Raw genomic sequence first — 18,041 nt, 5'->3', positions numbered from 1 at the left:
GGGAGAATGGACGAAGAGGAAGCCGTCGCCCGCGCGCGGGAGTGGCTGCGCACGCGGCCCGGCGGCGACCGGCTGCGGATCCGGCCGGAGTTCGCCGCGCGCCGCCCGGACGGCTGGAGCTTCCCGGTCAACACCGCCGCCTACCTGGACGGCACCGACATCGGCGCCGGCCTGTTCCCCAGCCCGGTGGTCGTCGTGCCGGACGACGGCGAAATCGGGTACGACCAGGCGGCGATGGCGAGTCCGCCCGCCGAGGCCGAGTGGCGGCCGGACGTCGACCCCGAGTTCGACGAGAAGGCGTTCCCCGAGCTGGACCTCCCCGTGCGCGCGATCCGCGGCTGGACCCGGGCGGACGGCGAGTACCGCGTCAACGAGCAGTACACCGCCGGCCCGGTCTGGCGCGGGTTCCCGGTGCCGTCGACCGACGCCGAGAAGCTGCTGAACTACCTGGCCGCCAACTGGATCAGCCGCGCCGAGTTCGTCCGTGCCCTGCTGGACTGCGAAGTGCTCGTTCCGCTGCTCGACACGGGTCAGCCGCTGCTGCGGCCGGTCCCCGGCACGGGCGGGCGCGAAGTCATCGCCTACAGCTCGTCGGCGAAGGTGCCCGGCCGGTACCCGCGCCGGTGGCGGGCACCGGTGCGGGAGCTGCCGCCGTCGTCGGGGCTGACGCTCGACCCCGGCACCGAGCTGGTCCGCAGCCTCACCGCGGCGGAGCTGGCCGCCGTTCGCGGCGCCGAGACCACTCCGCGCGCCCCGGTCGAGGAGCCCGCGCCGGAAGCCGGGCCCGAGGTCGCCGCGGCGCTGCCCGCGCTGGTCGCGGAATTCGCGGAGTTCGGCGGCGAGCCACCCGACCTGCTGGAACGGCACCTGCGGTACGCCGTCGGCCAGGCCCGCGACCAGCACTTCGAGCTGACGCCGGAGGAGTGCGTCCGGTACCTGCGCGGGTTCGCCTGGCAGTACCGCAACGGCGTCCGCCGCCGGGCCGGCCAGGCGCCGGAATGGCCGGCCGACCTGGGCGCGAACGGCCTGATCGCGCACGTCGGCGAGGACGGCCGGCCGCGGCCGGTGCCGTGGACGTTCGGGAAGTTCTTCGGAACGCCGGCCGACCGCTTCGCGTGGCACCGGATCGTCGGCGCGTATGTCGGCTTCGCGATCGGTGACGCCCTGGGTGGCGGCGCGGACCCGGCGGGTCCGCTGCCCCTCGGCGGCCTGACGCGGCACCTGTTGTTCCACACCGAAACCGTGCTGCGCGGCCTGCCACCGGTGCCGACGGGCGAAGTCCCGGCGACGCTGCCCGAGCCGGACCCGGCCGGCTGGCTCGCCGTCGCCACGCGGCACGCGGGCCCCGCGCCCGCCGAGTTCTCCGCGCTGCTGGCCACGGCACTGGCCGCCACGCCCGCGAGCGCGGTGGCGCTGGCGGACGTCGACGGCGAGCAGTACGCCAAGGACGTCGCCCGCGAGTTGACCGGCAGCGCGGCCGGCACCGAAGTCACCGAGGTCACCGAGGTCACCGAGCTGCTGGTTTCCCTGTTCCAGGCCCTGCTGACGCGAGAACCGTTCGCGCTGCCGGTGCACGTCCGCCTGCACGAGGTCGGCGGCGACCTGGCGGCGTCGACGCTGGCGCTGCGCGCGGACCGCGACGCCGACGACGTGACGCAGCTGGAGACGATCGGCGACGGCCGGAGCGTCCGGTCGGTGCTCGGCCGCGCGTTGTTCGCCGCGGCCAAGCGCGGCCACGACCCGGAGGCGGCGATCCGGCTGGCCGCCCGGTCCGGTCCGGTGGCGGGGGCGATCGCCGGCGCGCTGGTCGGCGCCCGCGTCGGCGTCCCCGGCCTGCCCTGGGTGTCGGCGCTGCCCGACCTCGGCCTCGTCGAAGACGTCGCCGGCGACGCCTTCTGGTACTTCAACCGCAACGGCCTCCAGGTGGAGACCGCGGAACACGCCCGATGGGAGCGCCGGTACCCGAGTGGCCGGTTCGCCCCGCAACCGAAGGGACCCGACTTGCGATCGCGACTGCGGGGCAGCCTGCTGGCCGGGGCGATCGGCGACGCGCTGGGCGCGAAGACGGAGTTCGACTCGATCGACCGGATCCGCGAGATCGCCGGGCCGGACGGCATCACCGACTTCATCCCCGCGTACGGCGGCGTCGGCCGGATCACCGACGACACGCAGATGACGCTCTTCACGCTCGAAGCACTGATCCGGGCGCACGCCCAGCGGCGCAAAACCGGCTCGGCGGACGTCGTGCACTCGCTGCAGCTGGCCTACCAGCGCTGGCTGCACACCCAGGGTGTCACGTGGGACCGGGCCCGGGGTCCGCAGTCGGCGGTCGAGGCGGCGGACGGCTGGCTGATCACCCACCAGGAGCTGTTCAGCCGCCGCGCACCCGGGCTGACCTGCTTCGGCGAGCTGGAGGCGTACGGCCGGTCGGGCGTGCGGGGCACCATCGAGCGGCCGGTGAACAACTCCAAGGGCTGCGGCGGGGTGATGCGCGCGGCGCCGATCGCGCTGTGGTCGGACGACCTCGCCGAGGTGTTCCGGCTCGGCGCCGAAAGCGCGGCGCTGACCCACGGCCACCCGAGCGGGTACCTCTCGTCCGGCTGCTTCGCGGTGGTCGTGCACGAGCTGCTGCACGGAAAAGCGCTGCTCGACGCGGTCGCGACCGCGCGGGCCGAGCTCGTGAAGCATCCCGGCCACGAAGAGCAGAGCGCGGCCCTCGACGCGGCCTTGGCGCTGGACGGGCCGCCGACGCCGGAGAAGCTGGCGTCGCTGGGCCAGGGCAACGTCGGCGAGACGGCGTTGTCGATGTCGGTGTACGTCGCGCTCACCACCACCGACGCCGACTCGGCGCTGCTCGCGGCGGTCAACCACAGCGGTGACAGCGACTCGACCGGCTCGGTCTGCGGCAACCTCGTCGGCGCCATGTACGGCGAGGAAGCCCTGCGGCCGAGCTGGCTGGACCGGCTGGAACTGCGCGGGGTGATCGTCGGCCTGGCGGACGACGCGCTCACCGAGTTCGGGCCGGATGCGCCGGACGACGACCGGTGGTTCGCTCGGTACCCGGTCGACTAGGTTTCCGGTGTACTGGGGACGGGGAGGACAAACGTGCGTTACCGGGTAGAGGTGGCCGAACGCCCGGACGGCCTTTATGCGACTTGGGGCGAGGGGACCTTCCGCGCGCAGCGGTCGACCACGGACGGCACGGTGCTGCTGTCGGTGCTGCCGGAGGAAGAGGCGCCGGAGGGCTTCGACAAGGAGTTCGCGGGCCGCCCGGCGAAGGTCGTGCCGGCGAGCGAAGTGCCGTCGACGTTCACGCTGCGGACCTTCGCCGAGTACGACGGCGAGGTCTTCGAGGTCGCGCCGGGCGACCGGCCGGAGCTGACCCTGCGCTGGGTCCGCGACGACGCCGCCCGCGCGGCCCAGCTGGGCCTGACCGACTTCTCGGTCACCGTGCCGGCCAAGCAGGTCACGGCGCTGTGGCAGACGCGGCTGGACTTCACCGAAACGCTCCAGGCGCGGCCGCAGCCGGGCACCGGCGACCAGAACGCGCTGCTGCGCGCCATCGGCCGGACGCTGCTGCACACCGTGCCCGGCGGCTGGACCCGCGTCGGCGCGCAGTTCCGGCAGGTCGGGGACTACGCCGAGATCGAGGTTCGCGCGGTCGGCGACGAAGACGGCCCGGTCTCGGTGTCGCTGCCCGCGGTGCCCCGGCTCGGCGGCCTCTTCGCGCGGCTGCGCGCGGCGATGTACCAGGCCGAGGCCGGTACCTGGTTCCAGGGCACGTTCACCCTCGACGCGCAGTCGCAGTTCGACTTCGACTTCGACGCCGACCGGGAGCCGGACTGGCGGGTGCCGCCCAACGAGGGCGGCCGCCCGTCGACCGCCGCCTACGAGCTGGAGCTGGCGAACTTCCCGCGGACGTCGAAGCACCTGCCGGCGTGGCTGACGGCGAAGGCGGGACTGCCGCTGGACGTCGTGTTCCGGCAGGCGCGGGTCGCCGACTCGCACGTCGAGGGGGAGCGCCCGGTGGTCAACCGGCCGCCGGTGCCGCCGGACCAGGTCCGCGGCCTGCTCGACTACCTGTTCCGGGCGTCGGTGGCGCTGCACCGGCCCGCGCCGCTGCCGGACATCTTCGGCGCGCCGGGCGCGAAGCCGGACGTGCCCAACGCGTTCCACACCGACGGGACGTGGATCTGGCCCGCCGCCGTGCCGCACTACCTGCGCAAGTACGGGGTCCCGCCGGAGCCGGAGCTGGTCGAGCACATCCGGGCGGCCGGGTTCCGGCCGCCGTTCGTCGGGGAGCTGGTCCGCGCGACGGCGGAGGCGGAGGTCCTCGGGCAGCCGCGGCCCCCGCAGACGACCGCCGACCTGCCGGACGAGCGCGCGCTCACCCGGGTCGCCCGCGGTGAGCAGGTGCGAAACCTGAAGGGCGCGGAGACCCTGGAGCTGCTCCACCAGCGGCTCGCCGAGCACGGCATCCCGGCGGCGGCGTACCGGATCGGCGCCAAGGAGATCCCGGCCGAGGGCGTCTGGACGCTGCGCCGCGCCGAGAACGGCTGGGAGGTCTCGCGGCCGCCGTCCGACGAGCCGGTGGCGTTCGGCTCGCTCGCCGACGCGGCCCGGTTCCTGCTCGGCGTGCTGCTGATGCTGCCGCCGCGGCCCGCGGAGGAGTCCGACCAGCCCGCCGACTGGCCGATCCTGCCGATGCGCGGCGAACCGCCGTTGAACTTCTACCGCGGCAAGCGCGTGATCGTGCTCCCGCCGGGGACGACGGTCGTCCGGTTCGGCAACGAGACCGGCAACCTGGTGCACGCCGACGGCTCGCGGTTCGTCGAGACGGCGCTGGCGTTCGAGCGCGAACGCGAGAAGCGGCTCTACCGGGTGCAGCGCGCGGTGCGGGTGCTGACCGGCGTGACGGTGCCGTGGGGCGGGCTGCCCGGCGGCGCGGTCGCCTACCTGCTGCCCCGGCCGCTCGCCCAGCACCTCGAGACGGGCTCGCTCAGCAGGCAGTGATCAGGACGGCGGGCGACCACCAGTAGTCGGCGAGCGGCGTGACGTCGACCTCGGTGAAGCCCGCCGTCTTGAGCTGGTCGGCCCAGCCCGCGGCCGGGTGCTCCCAGTTGGTCCGCTGCTGCCCGGAGACGATCCCGAGCAGCACCGGCAGCAGGAAACCCTGCGCGACCAGGGTGGCGTCTTCGCCGTACTCGGCCACGCCACGCTCGTAGCGCTCGACGAGCGAGCGGAGGTGCTCCGGCGAGCCCTCCTCGAACTCGGGGACGTCGAATTCGGCGAGCACCAGCGTCCCGGTGCGCGGCTGCAGCGTCCGCAGCACGTCGGCGCGCTGCTCCGGCTCGATGGACTGCAGCGCGAAGGTCGACTGGACGAAGTCCCAGCCGAGGTCGTCGCGGGCCAGGAAGTCCTGGGCCGTCGACTGCCAGCACTGCGCCGACGGCACCCGCTCGTGGACGCCTTCGAGCAGCGCGGCCGACGGCTCGACCAGGTCGATCCGCGGCGGGAGGTGGGCCGCCTGCTCCAGCGCGGGCACGACGGCGAGGCCGTCCCCGCAGCCGAGGTCGAGCAGGGATTCCGGCTTCGCGGCGTCGTAGCGGGCGGCCAGCTCGGCGCTCAGCGCCCGGTAAAGCTCGACGTTGCCGCCGCCGCGGATGAACGCGGTGAACGCGCTCGGCTGGTCGTACACCGGCGCCGAGCCGTCGCCGCCCAGGTAGGCCCGCAGTTCGTCGGCCAGCGTGGAGCCGGCCCGCCCGGCTTGTGCCGCGAGTTCGGCGGCCTGTTCACGGTCGCCGGAGCGGTAGGCGGCGAGAGCGTCGGCGAGCAGCTCGATCGAGGTCATGTTCAGGGAATATCAGAACGGGACCCACAACGTCACTCGCGTGCCGCCCCCGGCGAGTCCCGACTCCACCAGCGACGTCCCGCCGACCTCGGCCAGCCGCGCGGTGATGGACTCGCTGATGCCGAACCCGGCCGGGTGATCGGCCGCGCTGAAACCGCTCCCGTGATCGCGGGTGATCACCGCGATGCCGCCGTCGCGCTCCTCGACGCGGACCACCACCCGGTCGGTGCCGGAGTGCTTCATGGTGTTGCGCATCGCCTCGCGCACGGCGTCGCGGATGGCGATCTGGCGGACCTCCGAGAGCGTGTCGTCGTCCAGTTCGGCCACCACGAGCTGCGCGCGCAGGCCGTCGCGGGCCATCTCGGCGGCGAGCGCGGCGAGCTTCTCGCCCAGCGGCCGCGCGCCGGCTTCGGCCCGCTCGGACGCCGCCGACTCGATCGTGTGCCGGATCTCCATCGCCTGCGCCCGCGCCAGCCGCTGGATCTCCACCAGCCGTTCCTCGGGGTCGCCGGGACCGGACAGCGCCATCGCCTCCAGCGTCTGGAGCACGGTGTCGTGCAGCCTGCGGTGCTGCTGGGCGCGCTCGGCCAGCCGTCCGTTGCGGGTGCCGTAGGCCAGCGCCAGGCGCGTGCCGAGGCCGGTCAGCACCAGCGCGGCGGTGGCCAGGAACAGCTCCGCGAGCAGCACGGAGTACGTCGAGAACGCGGCCCCGACGCGGAACTCGCCGGTGTTCAGCCAGTTCGCCAGCATCCGCAGCGGGAAGCCGATCAGCCCGAACACCACGCCGCTCGGCAGGCCCAGCGCGAGGGTCAGCAGCCCGATCTCGCCGTAGAGGTGGACGCTGGTGACCGCGAGCGCGTCGAAGTACGCCGGCGTCGGCACGGTCAGCGCGATGACCAGCGGCGAAAGCACCGTGAAGGCCAGGTCGACGGCCAGCAGCTTGCCGGCGTCCCGGCCGCGGAACGGCGCCGAGCGGAACATCCAGCGCAGGCCGACGACGTTCAGCGCGACCGACAGGAGCGTGAAGAGCCCGACCGGCAGCAGCCCGCTCGTGCCCTGCTGGAGGACGTACACGCCGAACTGGCCCGGCACCGCGAGCAGCCGGTACGCCAGCGGGATGAGCACGACGTACCGGGTCGCGCGCAGCAGGAGACCGTCGCGCTCGGTGGGGTCGATCGGCCCCGACATCCGCGAGATCCGCCGCAGCGCGTGCATCGGCGCCGGGTCGGCGATCTCGGCGGGCAGCTCACTCGTGGCGGTGGCGATCGCGGGGGCGCCGCGCCGCAGCAGCGCGACCAGGAAGCTGCCCCCGCCCGCCACGGCTCACACGTCCCCGACGCCGTTTTCCGCGGCCCACTTCTTCAGCTCGGCGACGGCTTCGTCGTGCTCCAGCGGCCCGCGGTCCAGGCGCAGCTCCTTCAGGAACTTCCACGCCTTCCCGACGTCCGGCCCCGGCTTGAGGCCGAGCAGCGCCATGATCTGCTCGCCGTTGAGGTCCGGCCGCACGCGGTCGAGGTCCTCCTTGGCCTTGAGCGCGGCGATGCGGGCTTCGAGGTCGTCGTAGGTCGCCTGCAGCGCGGCCGCCTTCCGGCGGTTGCGGGTGGTGCAGTCGGCGCGGACCAGCTTGTGCAGCCGGGTCAGCAGCGGCCCGGCGTCGGTGACGTACCGGCGGACCGCCGAATCCGTCCACTCGCCCTTGCCGTAGCCGTGGAACCGCAGGTGGAGGAACACGAGCTGGGAGACGTCGTCGATGACCTCCTTCGAGAACTTCAGCGCCCGCAAACGTTTGCGGGCCATCCGCGCACCGACCACTTCGTGGTGGTGGAAGCTCACCCCGCCGCCCGGCTGGAACTCCCGGGTCGCCGGCTTGCCGACGTCGTGCAGCAACGCCGCCAGCCGCAGGATCAGGTCCGGCCCCGACGTCGGCTCGTGCGTCTTCTCCAGGTCGATCGCCTGGGCGAGCACGGTGAGGGAGTGCTGGTAGACGTCCTTGTGCTGGTGGTGCTCGTCGATCGCCAGCCGCATGCCGGACACCTCGGGCAGCACCCGGTCGGCCAGCCCGGTGCCGACCAGCAGCTCCAGGGCCGGCCGCGGGTCGGCCGCCAGCAGCAGCTTCGACAGCTCGGCCTGCACCCGCTCGGCAGTGATCCGGTCGATCTCCTCGGCCATCGACGTCATCGCGTCGACCACCCGCGGCGCGGCGGCGAACCCCAGCTGCGCGGCGAACCGGGCGGCGCGCAGCATCCGCAGCGGGTCGTCGGCGAACGACTCCTGCGGCGTCGCCGGCGTGTCCAGGACCTTCTCGCGCAGGGCGCTCAACCCGTCGTGCGGGTCGATGAACGTCTTCGACGCCAGCTCGACGGCCATCGCGTTGACCGTGAAGTCGCGGCGCAGCAGGTCGCCCTCGATGCTGTCGCCGAAGGTGACCTCCGGGTTGCGGCCGACGCGGTCGTAGCTGTCGGCGCGGAACGTCGTGATCTCGAGCTGCATGCCCTTCTTCGTCACGCCGACCGTGCCGAAGGCGATCCCGACGTCCCAGACCGCGTCACCCCAGCCGCTGACGATCTTCAGCACCCGGTCGGGCCGCGCGTCGGTGGTGAAGTCGAGGTCGCCGGAGTCGCGGCCGAGCAGCATGTCGCGGACGCTGCCGCCCACGAGGTACAGGCGGTGCCCCGCCCTGGCGAACCGTTCCGCCAGCTCCTCCGCCAGTGGGGAGACCTGCATGAGCTCCACCACCTGCTTGTCGACCACGTCGTTCACGAAAATCCCACTACGTTCCAGGTGCGATTGCTCTAGGCACCGCCGGACACGGACACGGAGAGCCAGCCTACCGGGGCAACCGTTTGCTCTAGCATCGCAGCATGTCCGGATCAGCCGGCCGCCCCGGCGCCTCGAAGCCGCGCAGGCGGCGCAGGCGCCAGCGCGGCCGGCGCCTGACCACGGTCGACGAGACGTCGGCCGGTGGCCTCGTCGTGGACGCCGAGCGCGAACAGGCGGTGCTGATCGGCCGGCTCGACCGGCACGGCAGACTGCTGTGGTCGCTGCCCAAGGGCCACATCGAGGACGGGGAAACGGTGGAAGAGACGGCCGTGCGCGAGGTGAAGGAGGAAACGGGCATCTCCGCGCGCGTCCTGCAGCCACTGGGCACCATCGACTACTGGTTCGTGGCCGAGAAGCGGCGCATCCACAAGACCGTGCACCACTTCCTGCTCGAAGCGCTCGGCGGTGAGCTGTCCGACGAGGACGTCGAGGTCACCGAGGTGGCCTGGGTCCCGCTGGCCGAGCTGGAGACCAAACTCGCCTACTCCGACGAGCGCAAGCTCGTCCGGAAGGCCAGTCAGCTGTTCACGGAACTTTTCGCGCGCCCGGACGTCCACGGACGAGACGAGCACGCCCCTGAGGGAGCCCCCGAGTGAAGCGGTTCGCCGCAACCTTCCTTTCCGTCCTCTTCCTGGCGGTCCCCGCCCTCGCCGGCGCCTCGGTGGCCCAGGCGCAGGAAGGCGCGCGCCTGCGCATCGACCTGGCCGGGCTCAGCCCCCGGGTGATCACGACCTCGACGACCACGCTGACGGTCACCGGCACGGTGACCAACACCGGCGACCGCCGGGTCGCCAAGCCGCAGGTCCGGCTGCAGGTCGGGGACCGGGCGACGACCGAGCGCGGGGTCGGTGACGTGCTGTCCGGCGCGGTGGTCAAGGACACCCCGCTCACCGAGTTCGCGCCGGTCGCCGAGGTGCTGGAGCCGGGCCAGAGCGCGCCGCTGAACATCACCGTGCCGCTGACCGGCACGCGGGCGGACCGGTTCCGCCCCGGTGTCTACCCGCTGCTGGTGAACGTCAACGGCATCCCGGAGTTCGGCGGCCCCGCGCGGCTGGGCGCGGTGAGCATGCTGATGCCGGTGCTGGCCGGGCCGGGCAAGCAGTCCACCGGCCGGTCGGGTGCGCCGAGCATGACCCTGCTGTGGCCGCTGACCGGCAACGTCCCGCACGTCTACGCGGCGCCGTACGGGAGCCCGATGGTGCTGGCCGACGACCGGCTGGCCGCCGAGATCAGCGGGGACGGCCGGCTGAACGCGCTGGTCACGTCGGCGGCGGCGGCCGTGCGGGACAGCTCGAACCTCGCGAAGTCGATGTGCTTCGCGCTCGACCCGGACCTGCTCGCCACGGTCGACGCGATGACCCGCGGCTACCAGGTCCACACCGACTCGGGGAACGTCGACGGCAAGGGCGTCGAGGCCGCGAAGACGTGGCTGACCGAGGTACGCGCGCTGGTCGGCGGCCGCTGCGTGGTGGCGCTGCCGTTCGCCGACGCCGACCTCGACGGGCTGACCCGCATCCGGCCCGGCGACACCGGCCTGGTCACCCGGGCGGCGGGCGGCGCCGCGACCATCCAGCAGCTGACCGACGTCACCCCGCAGACCGGCGTGCTCTGGCCGGACGGCACGCCGAGCGCGCCGGTGCTCGCCGCGTTGACCGAGGCCGGCGTGCGGACCGTGCTGACCGACGCGGGCAAGCTCGCGCCCGCCGCGGCCGGCGGCGGCGTCACCGTGCAGGGCAGCACCGTGCGCGTGCAGCCGACCGACTCGCTGATCTCCGCGGCGATGACCGGCGTCCCGGCCGCGCCCGGCTCGGTCACGGTGGCCGCCACGACCGAGCGGGCGATCGCGAGCCAGAACGGCCTCGGCGCCCTCGCCTTCCGCGCCGGGCTGGGCCTGGCCGCCGGGCAGCAGCGGCCGGACCACCTGCTGGTCGCGCCGCCGCGGCGCTGGGACGCCTCGGCCGAGGAGTTCACCACGTACCTGCAGCAGGTCGGCGAGTTCCTGAACGCGGGCCTGGTCACCGCGACAAGCCTCCCGACGCTGCTCGCCGCCAGCCCCGAGGCGTCCGGTTCGGTCGGTGACGGCGGCCCGCAGGCGGCCACCGGCGTCGACGCCGGCGTCGTCTCGACGCTGGCCGGGCTCGACGACCAGGCCACCGGGCTGGCGTCCGCGATGCAGCTCGACCCGACCAAACGGGTGAAACCGGACGCCGTCGTCGAGCCGGTCCGGCTGGCCGAGCTGCGGGGTGCCTCGACGGCGTGGCGGGGGCTGCCCGCGGACGCGGCGACCACGAACGCCCAGGCCGAACTGGCGGCGATCAGCGGGCGGGTGACCGTCTCGCAGCCGAAGCAGACGATCGCGCTGGCGTCCGGCAACTCGCCGCTGCCGGTGTACGTCAGCAACGACCTGCCGGTCGGGATCAACGCCCGGTTCACCCTGAACAACAACACCGGCCTGCGCCTCGAGGGCGCGAAGGACTGGTACTTCCCGGCCAGCGGCGGCAAGAACTACTTCCTCCCGGTGGAGGCGCTGCGGGCCGGCCGGTTCAGCGTCGATGTGTCGTTGAGCACGCCCACCGATACCCCGCTCGGGTCATCCGCCCGGTTCGAACTGACGTCCACCGAGTACGGCGCGATCACCATCATCGCCACCGTCGCCGCAGGTGTGGCCCTGCTTCTGCTGGCTTCCCGGCGGATCTACCGGCGGGTGAAGGACGCCCGCGCGGGCCGCGACGTCGTGGGCTGATCAGTCGGCCTCTGAGTGTTCCGGACGGTTCGCGATTACCCTTGGTCCGCACGTGCGCGGCACCCGGCCGCGGCACCGTCAGACGAGCACCGAGGATTGGGCACGCGTTGGAGAGAGAGCCGGGCTTACCACCCGAGCGTGCGGGTCGTCCTCGGCGCGAAGGCGCCCCGCCCCCGCAACGGGCTGACGGGCCCCCGCGGGCGTCGCAGCCGGCCCGCCGTCAGCAGCCGCCGCCTCCGCCCCCGGAGCGTGGCCGCCGCCAGCCGCCCCGCAACGGCCACACGCGGCAGCTGCCGCCCCCGGACGACGCAACGGTCCGCGACCAGCGCCCGATCCGCGACGACGGCCCGGCCCGGCCCCGCCGCGGCGACCAGGCACCCCAGGACGGCCGCGCACCCCAGGACGGCCGTGCACCCCGCGGTGAACGCCCGGCCCGCGACGACCGCGCTCCCCGCGGCGGCGGCCAGGCCCCGGACGACCGCCCGGCCCGCGACAAGCGCGCCTCCCGGGGCGGCCGCCCGGCCCCGGGCGAGCGGCCCGCTCGCGGCGACATCCCGCCCCACGCAGACCGCCCGGCCCGCGGCGAACGGCCCGTCCCGGAGGACCACGCGCCCCGCGGCCCACGCGGCGACCGCCCGGCCGGGGAGGACTTCCCGGACCGCAGCGCCTCCCGCGGCGAACGGCCCGCGGCAGAGGACCGCGCGCCTCGCGGCCCGCGGCCAGCCGGGGAAGACTTCCCGGTCCGCGGCGGACGGCCCGTCCCGGACGACCACGCGCCCCGCGGCCCGCGCGGTGACCGCCCGGCCGGGGAGGACTTCCCGGACCGCGGCGCCGGCGACGACCGCCGGGTCCGCGACCAGCGCGCCGCACGCGGCGACCGCCCGGCGGCCGAGGACTTCCCGGCCCACGAGGGCGGTCCCCGTGGCGAACGGCCGCGCGACGACTGGCCCCCGGACGACCGCGGCCCCTACGACGACCGCGCCCTCCGGGATGACCAGCCCCCGCGCCGGGTTCCGCCGCCGCAGGGTGGCCGGCCGCGCAACGCGGGGCCGGCACCCACGCGGGTCCAGCCCGTGCCGCCGCAGGGCGGCGCGCAGCCTGTCGCACCCCAGGGCAGCCCGCCGCCGCACGGCGGGGCGCAGCCGGCCGTACCGCCCCCGGGCCTGCCACTGAGCGGCGCCCAGCCGGTCGTATCGCCAGGCCACCCTCAACCGGGCCCGCCGCCGCAGAACGGGGCACAGCCGGGCAACCTCCCGCCCAACCTGCCGCCGAGCGGCGCCCAGCCCGTCGTACCGCCCGGTCACCCGCAGCCGGGCCCGCCGCACAGCGGGGCGCAGCCGGCCGTGCCGCCGCCGGGCACGCCGCTGAGCGGCGCGCAGCCGGTCGTATCGCCGGGCAAGCCGCAGCCGGGTTCGCCGCCGCAGAGTGGCGCGCAGCCGGTCGCACCGCCGGGCAACCCGCCGGGCCTGCCGCCGCAGGGCGGCGCGCAGCCGGGCGCGGCTCCGCCCCAGGGGCGGCTGCCGCAACCCACCAGCCCGCCCCTGACCCCGCCACCCGGCAACCCGGCGCTCGGCCCCGGCACCCCGCCGCCGGGCACGCCCGTTCCGCCTCGCGGGCGCGGCTCGCGGCGGCCGACGCCCGTGCGGCCGTGGCAGGAGGAGGCCACCCAGGTCCAGCGCCCGCCGGACCCGGAGGCGACGCGGTTCATCCCGCGCACCGCCGGCGTCCCGATGAACTCGCGCTGGCCGGTCGCCGACCCCGACGTCATGCGGCCGTACGACGCGCTGGCCACGCAGGTCATGCCCGCCCTCAAGGGCCCGCTGGTCAAGCCGCGCCCGGACGGCGAGGCGCTGGAGGAGGCCCCCGCCAAGGCGCCGTCGCTGGCCAAGGCGTCCGGGCGGATGGCCATCGCGTCGCTGATCAGCCGGATCACCGGCTTCCTGTGGAAGCTGCTGCTGGTCGGCGCGATCGGCCAGGGCATCGCGAACGACTCGTTCAACGTCGCCAACACGATGCCGAACATCATCTTCGAGCTGCTGATGGGTGGCGTGCTCGCGAGCGTGGTGGTGCCGCTGCTGGTGCGGTCGCAGGACGACGCCGACGGCGGCGCGGCCTACACGCAACGGCTCATCACGGTGGCGTTCACGCTGCTGCTGGTCGGGACGGTGGTCGCGGTGATCGCGGCGCCGGCGTTCACGAGCCTCTACGTCGACTCGTCCGGCAAGGCCAGCCCCGCGCTGACCACGGCGTTCGCCTACCTGCTCCTGCCCGAGATCTTCTTCTACGGCGTGTTCGCGCTGCTTTCGGCCGTGCTCAACGCGAAGCAGATCTTCGGCCCGACGGCCTGGGCGCCGGTGATCAACAACCTGGTCGTGATCTTCACGATCCTGGTCGTCTGGATCATGCCGGGCGACATCGACACCGGGCACGTCTCGATCACCGACCCCAAGGTGCTGACGCTGGGCATCGGCGTCACCGGCGGCATCGTCGCCCAGGCGCTGCTGCTGGTCCCGCCGCTGCTGCGGTCCGGCTTCCGGTTCAAGTGGCGCTGGGGCATCGACAAGCAGATGAAGGAGTTCGGCGGCCTCGCCCTGTGGATCCTCGGCTACGTCGCGGTGAGCCAGATCGGCTACACGATCAACACGCGCGTGCTGACCAGCGGTTCGCCCGGTGGGGTAACGGCCTACAGCAACGCCTGGCTGCTCTTCCAGCTGCCGTACGGCGTCATCGGCGTCTCGCTGCTGACGGCGATCATGCCGCGGATGAGCCGCGCCGCCGCCGACGGCGACCACAAGAAGCTGATCGGCGACCTCTCCTACGCGTCCCGGATCTCCACGGTGATGCTCGTGCCGATCTCCGCGGTGATGACCGTGGTCGGCGGCTCGATCGGCATCGCGCTGTTCACCTTCGGCAAGGGCACCGTCGAAACGGCCGAGCGGCTCGGCGACGCGCTCGCGATCTCGGCGTTCGCGCTGCTGCCGTACGCGCTGGTCATGCTGCAGATGCGCGTGTTCTACGCCATGAAGGACGCGCGCACGCCGACGTTGATCATGATCGTGATGACGCTGGTCAAGGTGCCGTTGCTGTACCTGTGCCCGGTCGTGCTGTCGCCGGACAACATCGTGCTCGGCGTGATGATGGTCAACGCGCTGACGTTCGTGGTCGGCGCGATCCTCGGCCAGGTCTGGCTGTGGGTGACGCTGGGCAACCTGCGCAGCAAGCGGGTCATCGGCGTGATCCTGTTCACGGTCGTCGCGAGCGTCCTCGGCGTCGCCGCCGCGTGGGTCGTCGGCAAGCTCGTGCCGGACTCGTTCGGGCCCACTTTCGGTGCCTGGGTGAAGCTTCTGCTGCAGAGCACCGTCGGCATCGTCGTCTCGTTCGGCGTGCTGGTGGCGCTCAAGGTGGAGGAGCTGAGGCCGGCCACTTCCAGGTTCACCCGGTTGATCAAGCGCGGGTAACGATTGCGGTACGGAAAGCGACGACTCCCGCGTCGTATTCTGGGTACCCTCGGTGCGGGGAGCTAGCGGGAGAGGGCGCGTGGACACGAGGCGGAGCGAACAGGCGGGGGGTGCGAACCACGTGGGCAAGACCCAGGTCGGATCGTTGGCCCCCGGGCGTGTGGTCGGCGACGGCCGGTACCGCCTCCTCGCGCAGTTCGGCGTGGACGAGCGGGGCGATGCGCACCTTTGGCGTGCCCGGGACGGGCAGCTGAAGCGGGACGTCGCGCTGACGCTGCTGGTCGGCGACCCGGCGGATCCCGAAGCCGCCCGGCTGGCCCGGCGGACGCTCGAGCGCGCGACGCACGCGTCGAAGTTCGGCCACGGCGGCGTCGCCCGCGTGCTGGACGTGCTCGCCCTCGGCAGCGGCATCACCTCGGGCGAAGGCCTGCTCGGTGTCGTCGTCGCCGAGTGGACCAAGGGCAGCGACCTGGTCGACCTCGTCGCGCAGCGGCCGGTGGCCCCCGCCGCGGCCGCGCGGATGGTGCAGGCGCTCGCCGAAGCCGTCGAGCAGGCGCACCAGAACGGGCTCGTCCTCGGCCTCGACCACCCCCAGCGCCTGCGGCTGACGCCGAACGGCGCGCTCAAGCTCGCGTTCCCCGGCCCGCTGCCGGAGGCGACGCTGCGCGACGACGTCAAGGCTCTCGGCGCCGTCCTGTACCTGCTGCTGACCGGCCGCTGGGCACTGCCCGGCGGCCCGCCCGCGATCCCGGCGGCCCCGATGACGCCGCAGGGCCGGATCGTCCCGCCGCGCCAGCTGGTGCCTGCCGTGCCGGCCGACCTCTCGTCGCTGGCCGTACGCACGATCGAGGACGGCGGCAACGGCGGCATCCGCACCAGCGCGGCCATCCTCCGCGTCCTCGACCAGGTGGCCGAGGAAGAGGAGCGCACCCAGCTGATCAAGGCCGTCGGCGGCGAGGTCGCCGAGCCCGACGGCACGATCTGGACGACGAAGAAGCCGGTCAAGGACGTCGCCCGGCGGCGCAAGCTCGCCCTCGGCGTCACGGTGCTGGTGGTCGCGACGGTCGTCATCCTCGCCTGGGGCGGCCTGATGCTGATCAACGTCTTCCAGGGTGACTCCAAGGCGAGCGGGCCGTCGATCAACGTCGCCGCGCCGCCGGCGTCCAGCCAGTCCGCGAGCCAGCCGCCCAGCTCGTCGTCGGCTCCGGCCCCGCCGCCGTCGCCCACCGTGGGCGCGCCGGTGAAGCCGCGGGCGATCACGGTCTACAACCCCGAGGGCAAGGGCGACAACCCCGGTCGCGCGAAGAACGCGATCGACGGCGACCCCGGCACGGTGTGGAAGACCGAGCAGTACAAGCAGCAGTTCCCCACCATCAAGCCGGGTGTCGGGCTGGTCGCGACGTTCGACGACCCGATCAACCTGAGCCAGGTCAAGGTCAGCGGCGGTACCGCGGGCACGAAGGTCGAGATCCGCTCGGCGACGGAGAAGGACCCCGACCTCGCGGACACGAAGGTGGTCGGCAACGGCGACCTCCAGGACGGCGACACGACGATCCAGCTGGCGCAGCCGGCCCAGGGTCAGTACTTCATCGTCTGGATCACCCAGCTGGGTGGCGGTGACGGTGCGTTCCTCACCCAGATCGGTGATCTGAGCTTCCTGCCTGCGGGGTGACGCACCCGGGGAGGTCAGTAGGCTCTGCCGGGTGACAGCTGCAGCTCCCACGGATGCGGATCTGATAGCGGCTCACGCCGCGGGGGACCCCCATGCGTTCAGCGAACTCGTCCAGCGACATCGCGACCGCATGTGGGCGGTGGCGCTGCGCACGGTCCGCGACCCGGAGGAGGCCGCCGACGCGTTGCAGGACGCGTTCATCTCGGCGTTCCGCGCGGCCGGGAACTTCCGGGCGGAGTCGCAGGTCACGACGTGGCTGCACCGGATCGTGGTGAACGCCTGCCTCGACCGGATCCGCCGTCGCCAGGCGCGCCCGACCGTGCCGCTGCCGGAGACCGGGTTCAACGAGCCCGCCACGCCCCGCGACTCGATGGCCGAGCGGGAGACCAGCCTGCTGGTGCGCGAAGCCCTCGATCAGCTGCCCGAAGAGCAGCGTGCCCCGATCGTGCTGGTCGACGTCGAGGGATACTCGGTCGCCGAGACGGCCAAGCTGCTGGGCATCGCCGAAGGCACGGTCAAGAGCCGGTGCGCGCGGGGCCGCGGGAAACTCGCGAAGGTTCTCGGGCACCTGCGGAACCCCGATGCGATTGCGAACGTCCCAACTCACGAAAGCAAACGGGCCGGGCGGCAGCCGGGTAGCGGGGAGGGACGATGACGGACGAAAGCCGGGGGATCGGGGGGACCATCGGTCCGCCCTGGTCTGTCGACGTGCTCGCCGACCTCCACGCCGGTGTCCTGGACGACACGCGGGCGGCCGAGCTCTGGCCGCTGGTGAACGCCGACCCGGAGGCCCGGGCGATCCTGAACGCCCTCGACGCCACGCAGGCCGACCTGGCCGCGCTCGCCCACGCACCGGCCCCGCGGATGCCCGCGGAGTTCGCCGCCCGGCTGGACGCGGCGCTGGCCGCCGAAGCAGCGGCCCGCTTTCCTGAACGGGCACAGCCTGAACGGGCACAGGCCGAACGAACACAGGCTGAACCCGTACAGCCCGAACGTCCGCAGCCGAGCGCACAGCAGGGCGCCCAGGTGGTGGACCTCGCGGCGGCCCGGCGGAAGCGGAACAAGCGGCTCGGCTGGGCCGCCGGCGTCCTGACCGCGGCCGCGGCGGCGGTCGTCGCCGTGACCCTCGCCATCCCGAACACCTCGCCGCAGTCCGGCACCCCGAACGTCGCCGCCCCCGCCCCGACCGGCCCTTCGGTCGGCAACGACGGCGCCGGCGCCCAGGCGCTGGTCGGGAAGGCGATCGGCGTCCGCGACTTCGGCCCGCTGCAGAACGAGGACCGCCTCGACGCGTGCATCGCGGCCGCCGGCCTCGACCCGAAGGTGCGCCCGGAAGGCATCCGCCCGGTCAACGTCGGCGGCAAGGCCGGGGTGATGATCATCCTGACCACCGGCAAGCTGGCCCAGTTCCGGCTGGTGGCCTTCGGCGCGGACTGCGGACCGGGAAATCCGGCGGTGCTGTTCGACAAGGTCGTCGGGGAGAAGTAGCGGCTGTCA

Annotated in this window: 12 protein-coding genes; 8 read left to right on the top strand and 4 right to left on the bottom strand. The window is 73.8% G+C overall.

All coding sequences use genetic code 11. From position 1 onward, the window contains the following. Positions 1 to 6: 6 nt before the first annotated feature. Together ACLJOU_RS03130 and ACLJOU_RS03125 are read left to right on the top strand one after the other, a co-directional pair. Positions 7 to 3,072 (top strand): ADP-ribosylglycohydrolase family protein, encoded by a 3,066-nt coding sequence (locus ACLJOU_RS03130; protein WP_410562876.1) that lies wholly within the window; start codon positions 7 to 9, stop codon positions 3,070 to 3,072. A 33-nt stretch (positions 3,073 to 3,105) separates the two neighbouring features. Further along, the gene (locus ACLJOU_RS03125) at positions 3,106 to 5,013 is read left to right on the top strand and encodes a TNT domain-containing protein (protein ID WP_410562873.1); all 1,908 of its coding nucleotides are present in this window, start codon (positions 3,106 to 3,108) and stop codon (positions 5,011 to 5,013) included. On the opposite strand, the gene ACLJOU_RS03120 is transcribed toward ACLJOU_RS03125, so the two are convergent. From ACLJOU_RS03120 to ACLJOU_RS03110, 3 genes are read right to left on the bottom strand one after another with little or no spacing between them, the layout of a single operon-like run. Beyond that, a complete protein-coding gene (locus ACLJOU_RS03120) occupies positions 5,000 to 5,851 on the bottom strand; it encodes a class I SAM-dependent methyltransferase (RefSeq protein WP_410562871.1) in 852 nt (283 codons plus the stop codon). The genes ACLJOU_RS03125 and ACLJOU_RS03120 overlap by 14 nt on opposite strands. A gap of 12 nt (positions 5,852 to 5,863) precedes the next feature. Continuing rightward, positions 5,864 to 7,171, bottom strand: a complete 1,308-nt coding sequence (locus tag ACLJOU_RS03115; protein WP_410562868.1) for a sensor histidine kinase — start codon at positions 7,169 to 7,171, stop codon at positions 5,864 to 5,866. Positions 7,172 to 7,174: 3 nt separating this feature from the next. Next, entirely contained in the window at positions 7,175 to 8,611 is a 1,437-nt protein-coding gene (locus ACLJOU_RS03110) for a CCA tRNA nucleotidyltransferase (RefSeq protein ID WP_410562867.1), read from the bottom strand. A gap of 101 nt (positions 8,612 to 8,712) precedes the next feature. Here ACLJOU_RS03110 and ACLJOU_RS03105 point away from each other — a divergent pair, with 101 nt between their 5' ends. After that, positions 8,713 to 9,267 carry an NUDIX hydrolase gene (locus tag ACLJOU_RS03105; protein WP_410562865.1) on the top strand — a complete coding sequence of 185 codons (555 nt, stop codon included), beginning with the start codon at positions 8,713 to 8,715 and terminating at the stop codon, positions 9,265 to 9,267. Beyond that, positions 9,264 to 11,414, top strand: a complete 2,151-nt coding sequence (locus ACLJOU_RS03100) for a DUF6049 family protein (RefSeq protein ID WP_410562862.1) — start codon at positions 9,264 to 9,266, stop codon at positions 11,412 to 11,414. The genes ACLJOU_RS03105 and ACLJOU_RS03100 overlap by 4 nt, the downstream gene beginning before the upstream one ends. A gap of 125 nt (positions 11,415 to 11,539) precedes the next feature. Here the strand turns inward: ACLJOU_RS03100 and ACLJOU_RS03095 are convergent, their stop codons facing one another. Beyond that, positions 11,540 to 12,619, bottom strand: coding sequence for a hypothetical protein (locus ACLJOU_RS03095; protein WP_410562861.1), 1,080 nt, complete (start codon positions 12,617 to 12,619; stop codon positions 11,540 to 11,542). A 435-nt stretch (positions 12,620 to 13,054) separates the two neighbouring features. Between ACLJOU_RS03095 and murJ the strand changes: the two genes are divergently transcribed. The 4 genes from murJ (at position 13,055) to ACLJOU_RS03075 (ending at position 18,032) form a co-directional block, all read left to right on the top strand. Next, positions 13,055 to 14,872 (top strand): murein biosynthesis integral membrane protein MurJ, encoded by a 1,818-nt coding sequence (gene murJ, locus ACLJOU_RS03090; protein ID WP_410564690.1) that lies wholly within the window; start codon positions 13,055 to 13,057, stop codon positions 14,870 to 14,872. 79 nt (positions 14,873 to 14,951) lie between these two features. Then, positions 14,952 to 16,544, top strand: a complete 1,593-nt coding sequence (locus ACLJOU_RS03085) for a hypothetical protein (protein ID WP_410562859.1) — start codon at positions 14,952 to 14,954, stop codon at positions 16,542 to 16,544. 31 nt (positions 16,545 to 16,575) lie between these two features. Beyond that, a complete protein-coding gene (gene sigM, locus ACLJOU_RS03080; RefSeq protein ID WP_410562857.1) occupies positions 16,576 to 17,199 on the top strand; it encodes an RNA polymerase sigma factor SigM in 624 nt (207 codons plus the stop codon). Next, a complete protein-coding gene (locus tag ACLJOU_RS03075) occupies positions 17,196 to 18,032 on the top strand; it encodes a hypothetical protein (protein WP_410562855.1) in 837 nt (278 codons plus the stop codon). Before sigM ends, ACLJOU_RS03075 begins: the two co-directional genes overlap by 4 nt. Positions 18,033 to 18,041: the final 9 nt, after the last annotated feature.

Origin of the sequence: Amycolatopsis sp. cmx-4-61, from assembly GCF_046548775.1 — a bacterium.
Lineage (GTDB): Bacteria > Actinomycetota > Actinomycetes > Mycobacteriales > Pseudonocardiaceae > Amycolatopsis.
This window is presented reverse-complemented; position numbering and strand designations above follow the sequence as displayed.